General features: G+C 34.6%; 17 protein-coding genes and 1 pseudogene. 16 read left to right on the top strand and 2 right to left on the bottom strand.

The features are described from left to right. Window positions 1–5: 5 nt before the first annotated feature. The 9 genes from dnaA to JCM15579_RS10990 all read left to right on the top strand — a co-directional run bounded on the left by dnaA (window position 6) and on the right by JCM15579_RS10990 (window position 7,847). The gene (dnaA, locus tag JCM15579_RS11025) at window positions 6–1,436 is read left to right on the top strand and encodes a chromosomal replication initiator protein DnaA (RefSeq protein WP_054719969.1); all 1,431 of its coding nucleotides are present in this window, start codon (window positions 6–8) and stop codon (window positions 1,434–1,436) included. Window positions 1,437–1,541: 105 nt separating this feature from the next. Beyond that, window positions 1,542–2,402 (top strand): DMT family transporter, encoded by an 861-nt coding sequence (locus JCM15579_RS11020; RefSeq protein ID WP_054719966.1) that lies wholly within the window; start codon window positions 1,542–1,544, stop codon window positions 2,400–2,402. A gap of 20 nt (window positions 2,403–2,422) precedes the next feature. Then, window positions 2,423–2,641 (top strand): YigZ family protein, encoded by a 219-nt coding sequence (locus tag JCM15579_RS21955; protein WP_262493512.1) that lies wholly within the window; start codon window positions 2,423–2,425, stop codon window positions 2,639–2,641. 25 nt (window positions 2,642–2,666) lie between these two features. Then, window positions 2,667–3,032: an IMPACT family protein gene (locus tag JCM15579_RS21950; RefSeq protein ID WP_306305813.1), complete on the top strand. Its 366-nt coding sequence runs from the start codon at window positions 2,667–2,669 to the stop codon at window positions 3,030–3,032. 390 nt (window positions 3,033–3,422) lie between these two features. Continuing rightward, window positions 3,423–4,328, top strand: a complete 906-nt coding sequence (gene pyrB / locus JCM15579_RS11010; RefSeq protein ID WP_054719963.1) for an aspartate carbamoyltransferase — start codon at window positions 3,423–3,425, stop codon at window positions 4,326–4,328. A gap of 33 nt (window positions 4,329–4,361) precedes the next feature. Beyond that, window positions 4,362–4,820, top strand: coding sequence for an aspartate carbamoyltransferase regulatory subunit (pyrI, locus tag JCM15579_RS11005; RefSeq protein WP_054719960.1), 459 nt, complete (start codon window positions 4,362–4,364; stop codon window positions 4,818–4,820). A gap of 86 nt (window positions 4,821–4,906) precedes the next feature. Then, the gene (locus JCM15579_RS11000) at window positions 4,907–5,566 is read left to right on the top strand and encodes a hypothetical protein (protein WP_157471440.1); all 660 of its coding nucleotides are present in this window, start codon (window positions 4,907–4,909) and stop codon (window positions 5,564–5,566) included. A 245-nt stretch (window positions 5,567–5,811) separates the two neighbouring features. Further along, window positions 5,812–7,293, top strand: coding sequence for a dihydrolipoyl dehydrogenase family protein (locus JCM15579_RS10995; protein WP_054719953.1), 1,482 nt, complete (start codon window positions 5,812–5,814; stop codon window positions 7,291–7,293). Window positions 7,294–7,532: 239 nt separating this feature from the next. Beyond that, window positions 7,533–7,847, top strand: coding sequence for a hypothetical protein (locus tag JCM15579_RS10990; protein ID WP_054719950.1), 315 nt, complete (start codon window positions 7,533–7,535; stop codon window positions 7,845–7,847). A 51-nt stretch (window positions 7,848–7,898) separates the two neighbouring features. Here JCM15579_RS10990 and JCM15579_RS10985 read toward each other — a convergent pair whose 3' ends face one another. Continuing rightward, window positions 7,899–8,714 carry an FKBP-type peptidyl-prolyl cis-trans isomerase gene (locus tag JCM15579_RS10985; protein ID WP_054719947.1) on the bottom strand — a complete coding sequence of 272 codons (816 nt, stop codon included), beginning with the start codon at window positions 8,712–8,714 and terminating at the stop codon, window positions 7,899–7,901. 321 nt (window positions 8,715–9,035) lie between these two features. Here JCM15579_RS10985 and JCM15579_RS10975 point away from each other — a divergent pair, with 321 nt between their 5' ends. The 7 genes and pseudogenes from JCM15579_RS10975 to JCM15579_RS10950 all read left to right on the top strand — a co-directional run bounded on the left by JCM15579_RS10975 (window position 9,036) and on the right by JCM15579_RS10950 (window position 13,622). Further along, window positions 9,036–9,653, top strand: coding sequence for a hypothetical protein (locus tag JCM15579_RS10975; protein ID WP_054719942.1), 618 nt, complete (start codon window positions 9,036–9,038; stop codon window positions 9,651–9,653). Further along, on the top strand, window positions 9,650–9,940 hold the full coding sequence (locus JCM15579_RS10970) for a winged helix-turn-helix domain-containing protein (protein ID WP_054719939.1): 291 nt from the start codon (window positions 9,650–9,652) through the stop codon (window positions 9,938–9,940). The genes JCM15579_RS10975 and JCM15579_RS10970 overlap by 4 nt, the downstream gene beginning before the upstream one ends. 52 nt (window positions 9,941–9,992) lie before the next feature. Beyond that, complete coding sequence (gene creD / locus JCM15579_RS10965; protein ID WP_054719935.1) at window positions 9,993–11,333, top strand: cell envelope integrity protein CreD; 1,341 nt, start codon at window positions 9,993–9,995, stop codon at window positions 11,331–11,333. A gap of 24 nt (window positions 11,334–11,357) precedes the next feature. Continuing rightward, window positions 11,358–11,621, top strand: coding sequence for a diacylglycerol kinase family protein (locus tag JCM15579_RS22310; protein WP_054719931.1), 264 nt, complete (start codon window positions 11,358–11,360; stop codon window positions 11,619–11,621). Further along, window positions 11,521–11,742, top strand: coding sequence for a diacylglycerol kinase (locus JCM15579_RS21945; protein ID WP_083464646.1), 222 nt, complete (start codon window positions 11,521–11,523; stop codon window positions 11,740–11,742). The genes JCM15579_RS22310 and JCM15579_RS21945 overlap by 101 nt, the downstream gene beginning before the upstream one ends. Before the next feature lie 51 nt (window positions 11,743–11,793). Next, window positions 11,794–13,004: pseudogene (lhgD, locus tag JCM15579_RS10955) on the top strand (L-2-hydroxyglutarate dehydrogenase). A gap of 129 nt (window positions 13,005–13,133) precedes the next feature. Beyond that, window positions 13,134–13,622, top strand: coding sequence for a class I SAM-dependent methyltransferase (locus JCM15579_RS10950; RefSeq protein WP_054719928.1), 489 nt, complete (start codon window positions 13,134–13,136; stop codon window positions 13,620–13,622). A gap of 395 nt (window positions 13,623–14,017) precedes the next feature. Here the strand turns inward: JCM15579_RS10950 and JCM15579_RS10945 are convergent, their stop codons facing one another. Next, window positions 14,018–15,631, bottom strand: a complete 1,614-nt coding sequence (locus JCM15579_RS10945) for a dipeptidase (protein WP_054719927.1) — start codon at window positions 15,629–15,631, stop codon at window positions 14,018–14,020. Window positions 15,632–16,510 lie beyond the last annotated feature (879 nt).

Below are 16,510 nucleotides of genomic sequence, written 5' to 3'. Positions count from 1 at the left end.
TAGAAATGAATGATAATCACTTCCAGGTTTGGAATAATTGTTTGGCTGTAATAAAAGACAATGTTCCTCCAATTAGCTTCAAAACATGGTTCGAACCAATCGTACCTTTGAACTTGGAGAATCAAGTCTTGACTTTACAGGTACCAAGTCATTTCTTTTATGAGTATCTGGAAGAGCAATACATTGATATTCTGAGAAAAACATTACGAAAAGAAATTGGTAATGGGGCGAAATTGGAGTATAATGTAGTAATGGAGAATAATCACATTGCTAATGCTAAGCCTATTTCAGTTGTTGTTCCTGGGAATAATCCTGCAAATACAAAAAATCGTCCGGTTAATATGCCAACCGATAAGGAAGAGCAAACCATTCGAAATCCGTTTGTAATTCCTGGAATTAAAAAATTACATATCGATTCTCAGTTAAATCCTGATTATTCATTTGCCAACTTTATTGAAGGTGATTGTAACAGATTGGCTAGATCAGCAGGTGTGGCTGTTGCTGAAAATCCAGGAGGTACTGCTTTTAACCCATTGGTGTTATATGGAGATTCTGGTTTAGGAAAAACTCACTTAGCACAAGCAATTGGTCTTAAAACCAAAGAATTGTATCAGGATAAGACCGTACTTTATGTAAGTGCCAATAAATTCCAAACGCAGTTTACCGAGGCAATCCGTAATAATAACAAGAATGATTTTCTTCACTTCTACCAAATGATTGATGTCCTAATTATTGATGACATTCAGGAATTGGCAGGTAAAGAAAAAACACAAAATACATTCTTCCATATTTTCAATCATTTGCACCAATCAGGTAAGCAGTTAATTCTTACTTCTGATAAGGCTCCGATTGAACTGAAAGGTATGGAGAATCGTTTATTATCTCGATTCAAATGGGGTTTATCAGCTGATCTTCAGAATCCTGACTATGACACAAGAGTTAGAATTCTTCAGCAAAAAGCATATAAAGACGGTATCGTGCTTGACATGGATGTTATTGAATACATCGCAAGTAATGTTACCAATAATGTAAGAGAGTTGGAAGGAGCATTAATTTCCTTATTGGCTCAATCTACATTAAATAAAAAAGAATTGAATCTAGAGTTGGCAACAAGTATTATTGACAAATTGGTTAAAAATACGAAACGTGAGCTTTCTATCGATTACATTCAAAAAGTGGTTTGTGACCATTTTTCATTGCCTATTGATGTTCTTCAGGCAAAAACAAGAAAAAGAGAAATTGTACAGGCCAGACAAATTGCCATGTATTTTTCTAAAACTTTAACCAAAGCATCCTTGGCATCAATTGGATCGCAAATTGGGAACAAAGATCACGCAACTGTATTGCATGCTTGTAAAACAGTTAACAACTTAATGGATACGGATCGAGGATTCAAAACACAAATTGATGAAATTGACAAAAAATTAAAAATGTAGTTCAATTACTAACTATACTATATTGCTACCCTGAGAAGCAGATTCAATTTGGATCTGCTTTTCTTTTTGGGTTTCATTCCTTATTTTTCGCCAAAATTATAACCAATGCTACACTTACTATTTGCAATACTATCCTCTGCCGGAATTTTTGTCTGTTTTAAATATCTGGAACGATTTAAAGTAGATATTCTGCTTGCCATTATTATCAATTACATCACAGCATCAGTTTGTGGTTGTCTTTTAAGCGATTCAAATATTGCATTCACACAATTGGTTCACCAGTCATGGTTTAACATTTCAATTATAATTGGAATTGCTTTTATTACTGCCTTTTTTATTATTGGTAGATCCACTCAAAAAGCAGGAATATCCATTACCACACTGGCTAGTAAGATGTCTTTTGTATTGCCAATGATTTTTTCCATTGTATTTTACCAGGAGGCAATTTCTACTCAAAAAATTATCGGATTTGTATTGGCCATTAGTGCTGTTCTTTTAAGTATCTATAAAGATCAAGCGGATAGCACTCAGCGGAAATATTTGTGGCTGCCAATACTATTATTCTTTGTTGCAGGAACTGTTGATTCTCTCGTAAAATATGCACAGGAAAAATACCTTACATCTGGCGGGCAAGAAATGTTCTCTACCCTACTCTTCGCTATAGCAGCCATTTCAGGTTTTGTAGTTTTGACTATCAAAAAGCAAAATTTTAAAGCTCTGGTACAACCAAAAGTATTAATAGGAGGTATTCTTCTTGGATTGGTTAACTTTGGTTCTCTACACTTTTTAATCGTATCATTAAACAAATCAGGCTTCGACAGTTCTATTGTTTTTAGCATTATCAATATTGGAATTGTAGCAGTGTCCGTTTTAATTGGAATCGGTATTTTCAGAGAAAAACTAAACAAAATAAACCTTTTGGGGATAGTACTGGCAATTATTGCTATTTTTATCCTTACAAATTAGAATCCAAGTTTTATTAATTGATGAGTAACGATACTTATAAAACCATTAGCCAACAATCTGAAGGCTTATACAAAGAAAAAGGCAGTAAATTTATAACGTACGCATATCCGGTTAGTACCGAAGAAGAAATCAAAGAACACATTGCCCAACTAAAAAAAGAGTATTACGATGCTCGTCATCATTGCTATGCATATAGCTTGGCGCAGATAAAAAAACTTTCGTGCCAACGACGATGGTGAACCTTCTTCAACTGCAGGAAAACCCATTTTAGGACAAATTCTATCAAATGATCTTACCAATATTCTTATTGTTGTGGTGCGTTATTTTGGAGGAACCAAACTTGGAGCTAGTGGCCTAATTCATGCCTACAAAACAGCCGCCGCCGATGCCATTTCCAATGCTGAAATATTAGACAAAACAGTAAATGATATTTATGACATACATTTCGATTACCTGGTAATGAATGACATCATGAAAATCATTAAGGATGAGCAGCCAGAACAAATTGGACAAGATTTTAACTTAACTTGCAAAATTACTTTAAGCATCCGCCAAAGCGAAGTTGAAAGATTAATTGAAAAATTTGAAAAAATCACCAGCGTAAAAGCTGAATACATTCGAACAACATAGATCACTATTGATCAACTCAATAGATAAAACTTAATAATCAATATAATGCCAGAATTAAAAAATTGTTAATAATTAATCAAGTTTTCATTTGATTTCTCGAATAAATTATACCTATATTTGTAATCTAGAATGGAGTACATAATTATTCAATCTAGAGCCGCATTTATATCAGAAAGAAGTAAGTTTCTTTACTTCTTCGCTCACATTTTCCATTATTTATTTCGATGTAAACGCAATAACAAGGCGTATTTTCCTGATTGTTATTTGGGTAATTCCTATCAAAAATATTTTTCAAAAAAACCAACATTACCATTTATTTCGGTAATTGTTGGTTTTTTTTTGTGCAGAATAATAAACAAGCATTTTATATACACTTTTAATTTTTAATCAATGGATAACAAAAGTTTAGTATCGATCGACGACTACACAAAAGAAGAAATCCTGGAAGTATTGGCCAGAGCAGCCGAATTCGAAAAAAATCCTAACTGCAACCTGTTGGAAGGTAAAGTTGTTGCATCGCTTTTTTTCGAGCCATCTACTCGTACTCGCCTAAGTTTCGAAACTGCAATTAGCAGAATGGGTGGTAAAATTGTAGGTTTTACCGATTCCTCTTCGTCAAGTGTTACCAAAGGTGAAACTTTGAAAGATACCACCAAAATGGTAAGTAATTATTGCGACTTAGTGGTTATGCGCCATCCAATTGAAGGGTCAGCTCGCTACGCTTCTGAAGTATCTGATGTTCCGGTAATTAATGCAGGTGATGGAGCTAATCAGCATCCTACCCAAACCATGCTTGACCTTTACTCTATCTTCAAAACACAAGGAACACTGGAAAACCTTAACATCTTCATGGTTGGGGATTTAAAATACGGTCGTACCGTTCACTCCTTGCTAATGGCGATGTCGCACTTTAACCCAACCTTCCACTTTATTGCTCCAAAAGAATTGGAAATTCCTTTGGCGTACAAGATTTTCATGAACAAGAACAACATTAAATATCATGAACACACCGAGTTCAACGATATCATTAATGATGCAGATATTTTGTACATGACTCGTGTTCAACGCGAACGCTTTGCCGATCCGTTGGAGTATGAGAAAGTGAAGAATGTGTACATTCTAAAGAATGATATGCTTGAGAATACCAGAGATAACCTGAGAATTCTTCATCCACTGCCAAGAGTAAACGAAATTGCTGTTGATGTAGATGAAAATCCTAAAGCATACTATTTCCAACAAGCTCTTAATGGTGTTTATGCACGCCAGGCAATTATTGCAAAAGCTCTTGATTTATAATCACATTTTTCACGCTTAAAAGAACATCAAAATATGAACGCAAAAAAAGAATTACAAGTAAGTGCGATCGAAAATGGAACTGTTATTGACCACATCCCAGCAGAATATCTTTTTCAGGTAATTAATATACTTGGACTAGACAATTGTAATAATTCTGTAACCTTCGGGAACAATCTTGAAAGTAAATTATTGGGTAAAAAAGCCATCATTAAAATTGCTGATAAATTCTTTGAAGATGACGAAATCAATAAAATTTCATTGATTGCTCCTCATGCAAAACTAAACATCATCAGGAACTATCAGGTAGTTGAAAAGAAAATTGTTGAGTCTCCTGATAAAGTAATTGGCATTGCTAAATGCATGAATCCAAAATGTATTACAAATGTAGAGGCTGTCACAACCAGATTTAAGGTAATTGAAAAAACTCCAATTACTTTAAAATGCCACTATTGTGAAAAAATTACTGATCACAAACATATTGAAATCATTTAATTGCATTGTGATTTTCTTGTTAGTTAAAAAAGCCCCTAGTGGGCTTTTTTTATTTTTCTACCTTTGTTGCAAATTATAAATTGATCATGACACAAAATACAGAAGAGTTAAGAGAGTTGATCTCTGCCGCAATAGAGAATGGACAAAGTGGAAAAATTAAAGCTTGCAAATCAGCTTTGCGCAATATTTATTCCACCATTAAGAATGATCCATTTCTACTTTGGGAAGACTCTTATGTGTCCCAATTGGGTAAGGCTATTATCATGATGATCCATTGGGATATGTTTGACGACGAAGACGAAAATATTGGATTGGCTCATCTTGCATATCTCTATATTAGTAAAGCAATTGACAAGGAAGAAAGCCTGCAGCCTGAAAGTGATAATTGTGAACTTTTTCGCTTAAGAAAAGACAGAATTATAATAATGAAAAGCTTCGATGATTTCTTTGTAGAGAGCTTACAAAACTTCTACTTCGCAGATAATAAAGCTACTGATTTAGATACTTACAACGAGCAAAGAAAAGCGGTTCTGAGTAGATTGCCATTTATGCAATTTTCGGATATCTACCTAATTGAACAAGATTATCCAAACCTACGTGATGATGAGTTTCTTTTGGAGTTGGCAAATATGATTGAACACGATCAGGAATTTACCAATGAAAACTTAAATGAAGCCTTTCTACTTCATAAAATACTGTATAAATTCACCTATGAGGAATTGAAAAAAGGAGAATTCGTTTATTAATAAAGCTGATGTACTAGAATACAGAGACGTAAATTCATACGTCTCTTTTTGTATACAGCAAGTTCATTTCATAAAAAAAGACTTTTTTATCTGCAAAACATATCATTAGTTACTGAAGTTGAATTTTTCTTTCTATCTTAATGCTTTAAATGCATAGGTGTATATAAAATCGCTGAGTTTTTCCTATGTGAGGTTGGATTGCAAACAAAATATTATCAGCAAAAAACAATAAACAACAGCATTTTATGAGTATAGAAAAATACGACCTTGTTGTATTGGGAAGTGGTCCTGCAGGCTTCTCGGCAGCAATGCGTGCAATTGATTTTGGCAAATCTGTTTGTCTTATCGAGGCACAACATCTTGGTGGAGCTGGAATTATGAACGGAGCTCTTACCTCAAAAGCAATGTGGGAACTATCCAGAGACTATTCCATTGCCTCATCAGTAATGAGGGGGTACCGAGCATCTGGTTTAAATGTTGATTACAAGCAGGTACAAAAAACCATTATGCAAGCAGCGAAACAAAAGCAATTGCAAATGCTTTCTCAGATTGAAACTTATGCAGAACCAACTGAAAAGTTTGGAAATATCACTTTAAAGCATGGTTGGGGAAAATTTATAGATTCGCATACAGTAGAGGTTAAATCTGCAAAAAATACAGAGCTTGTTCATGGTGATAACTTTATTATTGCAACGGGATCGAGACCACGCCCAATGCCTGATGTTGAAATTGATCAGGAAAGAATTATTGATTCTGAAGGAATTATGAATCTAAAAGAATTTCCTGAAAGGATGATTATTTTAGGTTCGGGGATTATTGGTTGTGAATTCGCTACCATTTTCTCCAACTACAATCAAACAGAAGTACACCTACTCGACCGACAGCACAAGGTAATTCCATACGAAGATGATGATTTAAGTAGCTTTGTGTCGAGAAATCTTGAAAATAATGGTGTAATTATCCACCATACAGCTAACTTAAGATGCATTCGAAAACGACCAGATTTTCTGGAAGTTGTACTTGATTATCAGGATGGACATTCTAAAGTAATTGAAGTGGATGTTGCACTGGTAGCAATTGGTAGAATTCCAAATTTAGACAATATTGGTCTTGAAAATGTTGGAATTGAAAGAACAGATCGAGGCTATTTGAATATCAACGAGGTTTGTGCAACCGATGACTTTAAGGCATGTAATATTTTTGCAGCAGGTGATGTTTCAGGTCATGCTCAACTCTATTCTGTTGGAGAACTTCAGGGAAGATATATTGTGGAAGCTTTATATGGAAACCTGGAATATCCTTTAGACTATTCGAACATGTCTACTTTAATGTTCTTTAAACCAGAGGTAGCTGCAGTTGGATTAAACGAGAAAGCTTGCCAGAAAAGAGGTATTCCTTACAAGGTGGCCACCTACTCAAACTCCTTGGTAAACCGTGCAGTTGCAATGAGAGCTATTGATGGTTTCATTAAAATTATTGTAAGTGATGATGGCAATGATCGAATTTTAGGAATGAGAGCCGCTGGTCCTCAAGCATCTACATTAATTACTTCTATTGCATACCAAATTACCCAAAAAGGTACCTTAAAGGATATCCGACACAATGTTCACCCTCATCCAAGTATTAGCGAAGGAGTACAGGAATGTTTAAGGGTTTTCGAAGAAAAATCAATATACAAACCTAAAGCGTTTCCGGATTTGATAAAGCTGAACAGCTGGAAACCATAGAAGTAAAAGAAGTTAAATAATAAAACAACCCCCAAATATCAAATTGTATTTTGGGGGTTTGTATTTATGAATTGATTATTATTCAATTTTATCCGTAAAGTCATATATACGTAATTAGTCAACATTTTTTGAAACAAAATATTCTATTATGAAAAAAAGATAGATTAGGAAACAGAGAATTGACCTTATGCACTGATTTTTGTAACTTATAATTGGTCAACAATCAATGAATTAATCAGATGAATTACGTAGAACTAATAAAATTAATTACCCATGGAGAATGGAGAAATGTAGAATCGCAAGAAGTCTGCTCTTTCTTTTGGACCGAACCTGATCAATCCATAAACATCAAATTCATTTCAGGTAAAAAAGCTGGTAAAACCGACTCTCATAAATTCGTTAAATTGTACTTGAGTAAAGAACAGCAAGATGACTGTCACTCTTTGCAATTTCAAAGCAATTTATTCACTAGCAAATTCAGTTTAAAATCGGAAGATAGCCACCTGTTTGTATCCTCAAAAGTTTTTGGTGATATGGAGTTGGAAAAGTTATAAAACAAAGATGCCCAACCAAAAGGATGGGCAAATATCATTTTAAACCTGATCTTACTTATTGTTAGAGTGCTTTTTACACAGTTCAATCATCTTTTCCTGCATCATTTTATTTTCAGGATCACTTTTTAAAAGAATTTCCAAGTGATCCTTGGCTGCAAGATAGTCTTCCATACTTTCCAAAGACAATACATTTCTGTACTTTAGTCTATCATCCTTGGCCAATTCTCCAATTTTTGTCGCATAATTGGCTGCTTTCTCATGCAAATTATCCTTTGTAAGCAATTCCCAAACCCTGTTTAATTGCTCGCTATCGGTATGATACTGATTGGCCTCCTCGCCTCCAACAATTCTTTGATAAGTTGCAATGGCATCCTCCAAGGATTTCTCATTCATATCGGCATACAATAAATCAGACAAAAACATTTTGGGAGCCTCTACCTGAATTACTTTAAACTGATCGTAAACCAAAGTAGCATTTGGAGGAATCACATCTCCCGCTCCCCTGGAACCATATGCCAAAGAATCTGGAAGAATCGCAACAACTTCATCTCCTTCGCGAAGCAACATGCTCACTTCTGTAAAACCTTTAATCAAGCGTGAATAATCAGCTATATAAGTAAATAAAGAATCAGGTAACTCATTGGTATTCCAAACTACTTTCCCATCAACCTGAAGGCTTAAATAGGCACCTACCTTGCATCCGGTTTCAACCTTTCGGCCCTCACCTTTTTTCAAATAGAAATACTTTAAACCACTGGCAGTTTGAATGGTGTCACCCAAAGTAATTTCTTTATTTGTTGATTTTTGATTGTTACAGGCACTAAGCATTACCAGTGCCGTTAATAAAATAGAATAAATCGTTTTCATAGTGTTGTTATTATGTGGTATCTGTACAATCAGAACATCAAATGTACGAAATATTGAAATGGTGGAATTAAAATAACTTATGGAATTTTATCCTGAAATTTTCTACGAACTAAAGTCATACATTACCATTTGGCATCATGTATTTGGTTTTGCTCATCCTGATTTATCAAACTACACAAACGCAGTGAAGCATCTCATTCCAAAAACCTTAACACCTATTTTGAATAACTATAATCATAAAAACTTTAAGCATATTTGAATATTATTTTTGGAGAATAAAAAAAATTACATATTTTTACTTTGAATTTCAAAGTACTTCTTATGAATCAACAAAAATACATTGATGATTTAAATGAAATTAAAGAGATGATGAACAAGTCATCTAAATTTATTTCATTGAGCGGTTTATCAGGAATTTCGGCAGGAATTATCGCCTTGGCAGGTGCCTATTTTGCGTGGATCAACATCTACTCTGAAACTGGCTACCAAAATTTTGATCGCGCTAAATTAAGTTGGGAACAAATTATCCAACTGTTAGGGATTGGTATAATCACCTTACTGCTTGCTGTTGCCTTTGGAATTTTCTTTACTCGCCTAAAAACCAAAAAGACCAAGCAAAACATATGGGATTCTCAAACCAAAAGATTGCTAATCAATTTACTTATCCCCCTTTTAAGTGGTGGAGTATTTTGTCTGTTGATATTACTTAAAGGTTACATTGGCTTAATTGCACCCTTAACTTTGCTTTTTTATGGTTTGGCATTGGTAAATGCAAGTAAATACACCCTAACAGAAGTTCGAAGTCTTGGAATCCTAGAAATTATATTAGGATTAATTGCTACATACTTTATTGGTTATGGCTTGATATTTTGGTGCATTGGATTTGGAATCCTACACATTGTTTATGGCATTATAATGGAAGTAAAATACAAGTCGTGAAAGATATTTTAAAAGATTTAAATAAAGCTTTTGAGAACCGAATTCGACTTGGAATCATGTCGGCTTTGGTGGTAAACGATTACCTGGATTTTAATGCCTTAAAAAACCTTTTAGGCGTAACTGATGGTAATTTGGCCAGCCACCTAAAGTCTCTGGAAAAGACTGAGTACATTCGCGTTCAAAAAGAATTCTTAGATCGCAAGCCAAACACCAAGTATAGTGCTACAAACGAAGGAAAAGCAGCATTCTTAAAACACATAAAAGCCATTGAGCAACTATTGAAATAATTTTTTTTATCATTTTACTTTGTATTTCAAAGTACTTTTAAAAACACAAAACATGAATACAGAACAATCACCATTCGAAAAATTTGGCCGCTGGTTAAAACAATCCGTTGGATTAAAACTTTCTACAATTACCATTCTTATGCTTCTGCTTCTTATTCCAGCAAGCATGATTAAATCTATCATTCACGAAAGAGAAAGTTTAAACAAATCGGTACTTCATGAGGTAAGCTCCAAGTGGGCCAATGAGCAGCAAATTAATGGCCCTATATTAACTATTCCTCTGGTATATGAATATCTCAACAATAAAAATGAGATCATTAAGCAAACCAAACTCCTTCACATCCTACCAGATCAATTAAATGTTAATGGAAATATCGAACCAAAAACTTTAAAACGTGGTATCTACGAGGTGGTTGTTTACCTCAGTAAGCTAAATATTGCCGGAAAATTTGATTTGAATGCAAAAATTGATCAAAGTGGATTGAAAGAGATTCAATTCGACAAAGCTTTTATAAGCATAGGTATTTCTGACCTAAGGGGAATCGAGGATCAAGTTCAACTCCAATGGGGAAAAGAAAAAATATCTGTTCAACCTGGATCACGTTTACCCAATATGATGCCCTCTGGTGTAAGTCTTGATGTGCCGAATTTGGCAGAAGATTTTACCAAAATGGTTGACTTTTCCTTTGATTTAAATCTACAGGGTAGTCAAAATCTTTCCTTCATACCTGTGGGAGGAAGCACACAAGTTGAGTTGCAATCTCCATGGCCCTCTCCTAGTTTTAATGGAAACTTTATTCCTAAAACTCGTGAAGTTAGCGATCAAGCTTTACAGCCAAGTGGAAAGCTTTATTGCTTAACCGAAACTACCCTCAATCATGTAGATAGAAACATGGCCGACAGAATGCAGGAATCAAGTTTTGGTGTAGATTTAATTATGCCTTTGGATGATTACCAAAAAGCCACTCGATCGGCTAAATATGCAGCAATGACCATCTCTCTAATCTTCTTGGTATTCTTCCTGGTAGAGATTCTCAACGGAAAAAAAATCCATCCATTTCAATATACTTTGGTAGGATTAGCGCTTTGTCTTTTCTATGTTTTGCTGATATCCATTTCGGAACATACCAATTTTAATATCGCATACCTTATTTCTGCGGGAGTTAGTTCCCTGCTCATTTCTCTTTATTCAACAAGTGTTTTTAAGTCATTAAAATTTACGGCTATACTATCGTCTACCATTCTAGGAATCTACACTTTCCTTTTTGTAACGCTTCAACTTGCTGATTATGCCTTACTAATGGGTAGCATAGGATTGACAGTTATTCTTGCCATAACCATGTTCTTTACCAGAAATATCAATTGGTACAAATTACATGTGAGTGCTGAATAATTCCATTTAAAATCCGATTGAGAAATGAATAAAAAAAGCAAATTCTCCATAAAGGCTAGATTGAATAGTTTTAAACATGCTCTACGAGGTTTAAAAATCGTAGTTAAAGAAGAAGATAATGCCAAAATTCATTTGGGTATTGGAATTATCATGTACATACTGTCTGCTGTTTTAAAGCTAAAAAAAAATGGAAATCGTTGCGGTACTTTTCTCAATTGGATTTGTTGTAGTAGCAGAACTCTTCAATACAGCTATCGAAAATCTATGCGATTTTGTTCAACCAAATGATCACAAACAAATCAAGAAAATAAAGGATATTTCAGCTGCAGCCGTGTTACTAAGTGCTATAACAGCTTTCCTGATAGGATTTATTATTTATTTGCCCAGACTGATTTGCACACTCTCTTAAATTGCAAAGTTTTCGTAACTTTTATTTAGCTTATAAAATATTCCAGTTGTTATGAATAAAATCTATCAATACGATTACATCATCATAGGTGCAGGTATAATTGGATTAACATTGGCCAAGGAATTGATATCTAAATATCCGCAAAGAACTATCGCAATTTTGGAAAAAGAAGAGGATGTTGCCAAACACGCAAGTGGCTTGAATAGTGGTGTTTTACACGCAGGATTCTATTATACTTCGGACTCTTTAAAAGCTCGATTTTGTGTACAAGGAAATCAATTGATGAAATCATTTTGTAAGGAAAATAATATTCCTGTAAACCAATGCGGTAAAGTTGTTGTTGCTGCCAATGATGAAGAATTAAAAGGTTTATACGAATTGGAAAAGCGAGGCAAAAAAATGGTGTTGATGTTGAGTTGATTGAATTAAATAGACTAAAAGAGATTGATCAGAATGCAAAAACCTACCAAAAGGCTCTCTACTCTCCTACGACAGCAAGTGTTGATCCAAAATTGGTTTGCTCGAAACTTAAGAGTATTTTAATAGAACAAGGTGTTCAAATCAATTTCTCAACCAAGTGTAAGAGAATAAAAAACAATATCATATACACCAACAAAGGACAATACGCTTGTAAATTTTTAATCAATGCAGCCGGTTTGTATGCTGATAAAATTGCCAAACAATTCGGATTCGCAAAGAACCGAATAATAATTCCTTTTCGGGGAAATTATCTGGTGTATGGCAGTAAAAAGCATTCAATAAAAACACATATCTATCCGGTTCCAAATCTTTTAAATCCATTTTTAGGTGTGCATTACACTCTAACGGTAAACAATAAATTAAAATTGGGACCAACATCAACACCTGCATTTTGGAGAGAAAATTACAAGGGATTATCCAGATTCAATCTTCAGGAATTCTTGCAAATTATATACTATGAGTCAAAGTTATTTCTTTTCAATTCATTTAATTTTAGACGTTTGGCCATTTCCGAAATTAAAAAGTACAATCGAAAATATTTTGTTCGACTAGCCAAACATTTATCACACAATTGTGATCCTACATCTTTTGATACCTGGTCTAAACCCGGAATCAGGGCTCAATTGCTCAATACAAAAACATTAAAGCTGGAAATGGATTTTATTATAGAAGGAGATTCAAATTCTCTACATATTCTAAATGCAGTGTCGCCGGCTTTTACATGTAGTTTTGCGTTTGCAAAATACCTTGTATCGGAAAAATTGAAAAAAACCATCGATTAACTAAAAACAGGACAATAGAATTCACAAATATTTCTAATTTTCACATTTAAATTGAATATCACATCATGGACTTCTACCAGAGTATCTCAAAATATTACCAATACATATTTCCTTTGAATAAAATGCAGCTTGATTTTATTGGACAAAAACCATCCACAGGCAAAAGATCAACTTTCCATTTTGGATATTGGCTGCGCCATTGGTGATTTATCGATGGAACTCGCTAAAACCTATCAGAAGGTAATTGGTATCGATTTGGATAAAGGAATGATTGACCAGGCAATCAGAAAAGGAAAGAATTACAAAAACCTTGAGTTCCACTTGCAGAATATGTTGGAGCTTGATACTGCTTTTGAATCAAATTCATTCGATATTATAGCCTGCTTTGGGAATACCTTGGTGCATTTGAATTCAGATGATGAAGTATTACAATTCTTTCAAAATGCAAAAGCCGTTTTAAAGAAAGATGGGAAACTACTTTTTCAAATCATCAATTACGACAGAATCATCGATCAGAAGATTGACCACCTGCCTACCATTGAAAATGATGTCATAAAATTTGAACGCAACTATAAGTATCATCCTCACAGGAGAAAGTTGATTTTGAAACCATACTAAGCATTAAAGAGAACAAGAACAGCATTCGAAATTGCATTGCTTTATTGGCGCTTAGAAAATCAAAAGTGGAAGAACTTTTGCAAAAAGCAGGATTCACAAACATTTCTTTTTTCGGAAATTTTAAACGGGAAAATCTCACAGAAAACAGCATGCCTTTAATTGTTGAAGCTTACAATTAATACTTAGTATAAAGCAAACCGAAAAATACCTGCAAATGTTTAAAGAGTTTGCAGAAGAGCAATAAGATATTTAGAAATAAAGTTTCACGCAAAGAAACGCTAAGTCATAAACAAAGAACGCAAAGATGAGATTCTTATAGCTCATAACTTTGCGTTCTTTCCGTTAATGCATTTTGCGACCTTTGCGAGAAATATCCCAGCAGTCTTGTACTTTTTTTAGAATCCTAAACCAAATCTTCCCCAATATTCATTCTCCAATTCTTTCCAGCGCAGCATTGTAGCTCCTGTAAAGTCTTTGGTGAATTTATTTAGAAGTGTACTTGCTTCTTCTTTCTTGCCTTCTTCTAAAAGCTTCTTGATTTTAGCTTCAAAATATTCAGCATCGCTAAAACCTTTGTCTTCAAAGTAAGCAACTTCTTCCATCATGCCTTTTCTGGTTTTTTGCCATTGCAAAGTAGCCAATTTGTTAGCCTTTCTGTATTGCCAGATTGCAGCATCTTCTCTGTAGCGTTTTTGTCCACAGAAATTAAAGCTCTCAGGAAGTTTTGTTGTTCCAGAGTAAATTGGAATACGTGGACTTTGTCCTGGGTTATCAAAAGAGAACCAAGCTCTACCACCAATTTCATCAGGCAACCAATCTCTCAACTGAATGATGTGTGAATAAGAACACCATGCAACAGCAACCGTTCTTTGATACTCGATAGTTCCCTCTTTAAGGAAGTTGCGCAAGTTTCTGTGATCTCCTGTTGGCCAAGGGTGAGCATTCGGAGCGATAATGGTATCCGCACCAATCACCTCTTTCTTATCGTTGTATTTTTTCTTCACCACTTTTAGGTTTTGAGTCATATCATACTCAGTCCCTTCGTAAGTTTCGCGATACAATGCAATAACGTCGCGTACAGAAACTTTCTGATCTGGCTTTACAGAGAATGGCAATTCATCTGCTTCAAAATCCAATTTTAACGATGGAGCCAAAGCATTTAAGATGAAAAACTCACGAATCTTAAATGGCTTATCTACCTTACCATAAGCTTTCCAGAATTTGAAATCTTCTTTGCCATCCCATCTTTTAAGGTTCTTTGCAACAGAGAATACATTATCTGAATACATGAAGTAATCCTTGTTCTTTTTCTCGATTTTACCGATTCTTGAAATGTTTGCCGATACACCAACATGATCATCAGGAATACGCTGAGCAGCCCAAACCCCTCCGATATTATCAGGACCTTCGCCAAAAATTTCCATTTGCCAAACCTCATGCTTGTCTGCAATGGTGATACACTCACCCCAATCGCCATAACCATACTCTTTGATTAATTTGCCGATTAATTTGATGGCATCTCGAGCAGTAGTACAACGCTGTAAAGCAATACGCTCCAACTCTTCAATCAGGAACATTCCTTTTTCGTTCACCAATTCTTTAGGACCAACAATGGTAGTTTCACCAATTGCCAATTGCTTTTCGTTCAAACATGGATAAGCTGTATTTAAATATGCGTAAGTTTCTTTTGCTTGTGGAATGGTACCTACAACATTCATTTTTCTTCGATCCCAAGCAGTTTCAGTTTTCAGGCTACCCTTGTACACTTCCATGGTAGTATCGTTATCGAACTTCTGTCCTTTTTCAACCTCTAACCAGGTTCTGTATCGTCCATCACAAGTATGACTTGTAATTACAGATCCATCGGTTGATGCCTTTTTACCCACCATAATACTGGTACAACTCTCTCCAAAAAACGGATCGTTTACCTGATCTAAAACTCCTTGTGCAACAACACTTGCCGGCAATATGCAAAGCATGGCAAATGCTGCGAATAGTAACTTTTTCATGTGTTTGTTGTTTAAATGTATGCCTCAGTTTTAAAATTGAGCTCTAAAAGTAATTTATTCTCATTATTCTTCCAATTGTACAACAAAATGATTGATAATGCTTTTAAACAAGTATGCATTTATGGGTTCAACACCCTACTTGTTGGTGGAAACTTACCATTTGAATAAATACCGATTATATATTTCCTCCACCCTTTAGTCTGTCAGCAGTTTGTTCACATACAATTTTCGCATTAATGTTTGCACGAGCTCCTCTTCGTTCCGGTTCCCTAGAAGGCAAACCCTAAGATTAATGGCATTTTAAAATCAAGCACTGTCCTATAAACTTTAAGCCTTCCCCTGCTAGGGGAAGTGCCGATAGGCGAAGGGGTGCAAAACAAACTCAAAAAACTTCACTTTTAAGATTCATTAACTTTTGTTTAAAGCATTTAGCATACTTCTTCCCTACATTTGTAATGTACAAAACAGAGAAGTTTTTTTCATAGATTAGATTTAGGTTAGTAAATAGTGGTTAGAGAAAATCCCGAACTTTGAACAGGTTCGGGATTTTTCTTTGGCAACAATTAGATTCTAATTTTATTGAATTTGATATGGGTTTACTCCACTTTTGCCTGTCGGCATTTTCCCTAAGAGGGAAAAACTTAACTTAAAAATTAAACAGTTGATTGTTTTTTATTGAATTTCTTGATGCAATTTTTCTATAAATATTCCGGTACTCCGTACCTAAATTTCTTTAAGAATAAAGCAGCAGAGCTGCGAAATATTTATAGAGCCACGCATTAGAATTTTATACAAGGTGCAGCGCACCGTGATATAAATCACATATTCTAATCACTTTTAAGTTTCATTAACTTTTGTTTAAACCATTTAGCACTCTTC

Origin of the sequence: Marinifilum fragile JCM 15579 (assembly GCF_001310955.1) — a bacterium.
GTDB lineage: Bacteria > Bacteroidota > Bacteroidia > Bacteroidales > Marinifilaceae > Marinifilum > Marinifilum fragile.
Note: the sequence above shows the minus strand (reverse complement) of the source record. Positions and strands in the feature narration are given on the sequence as shown.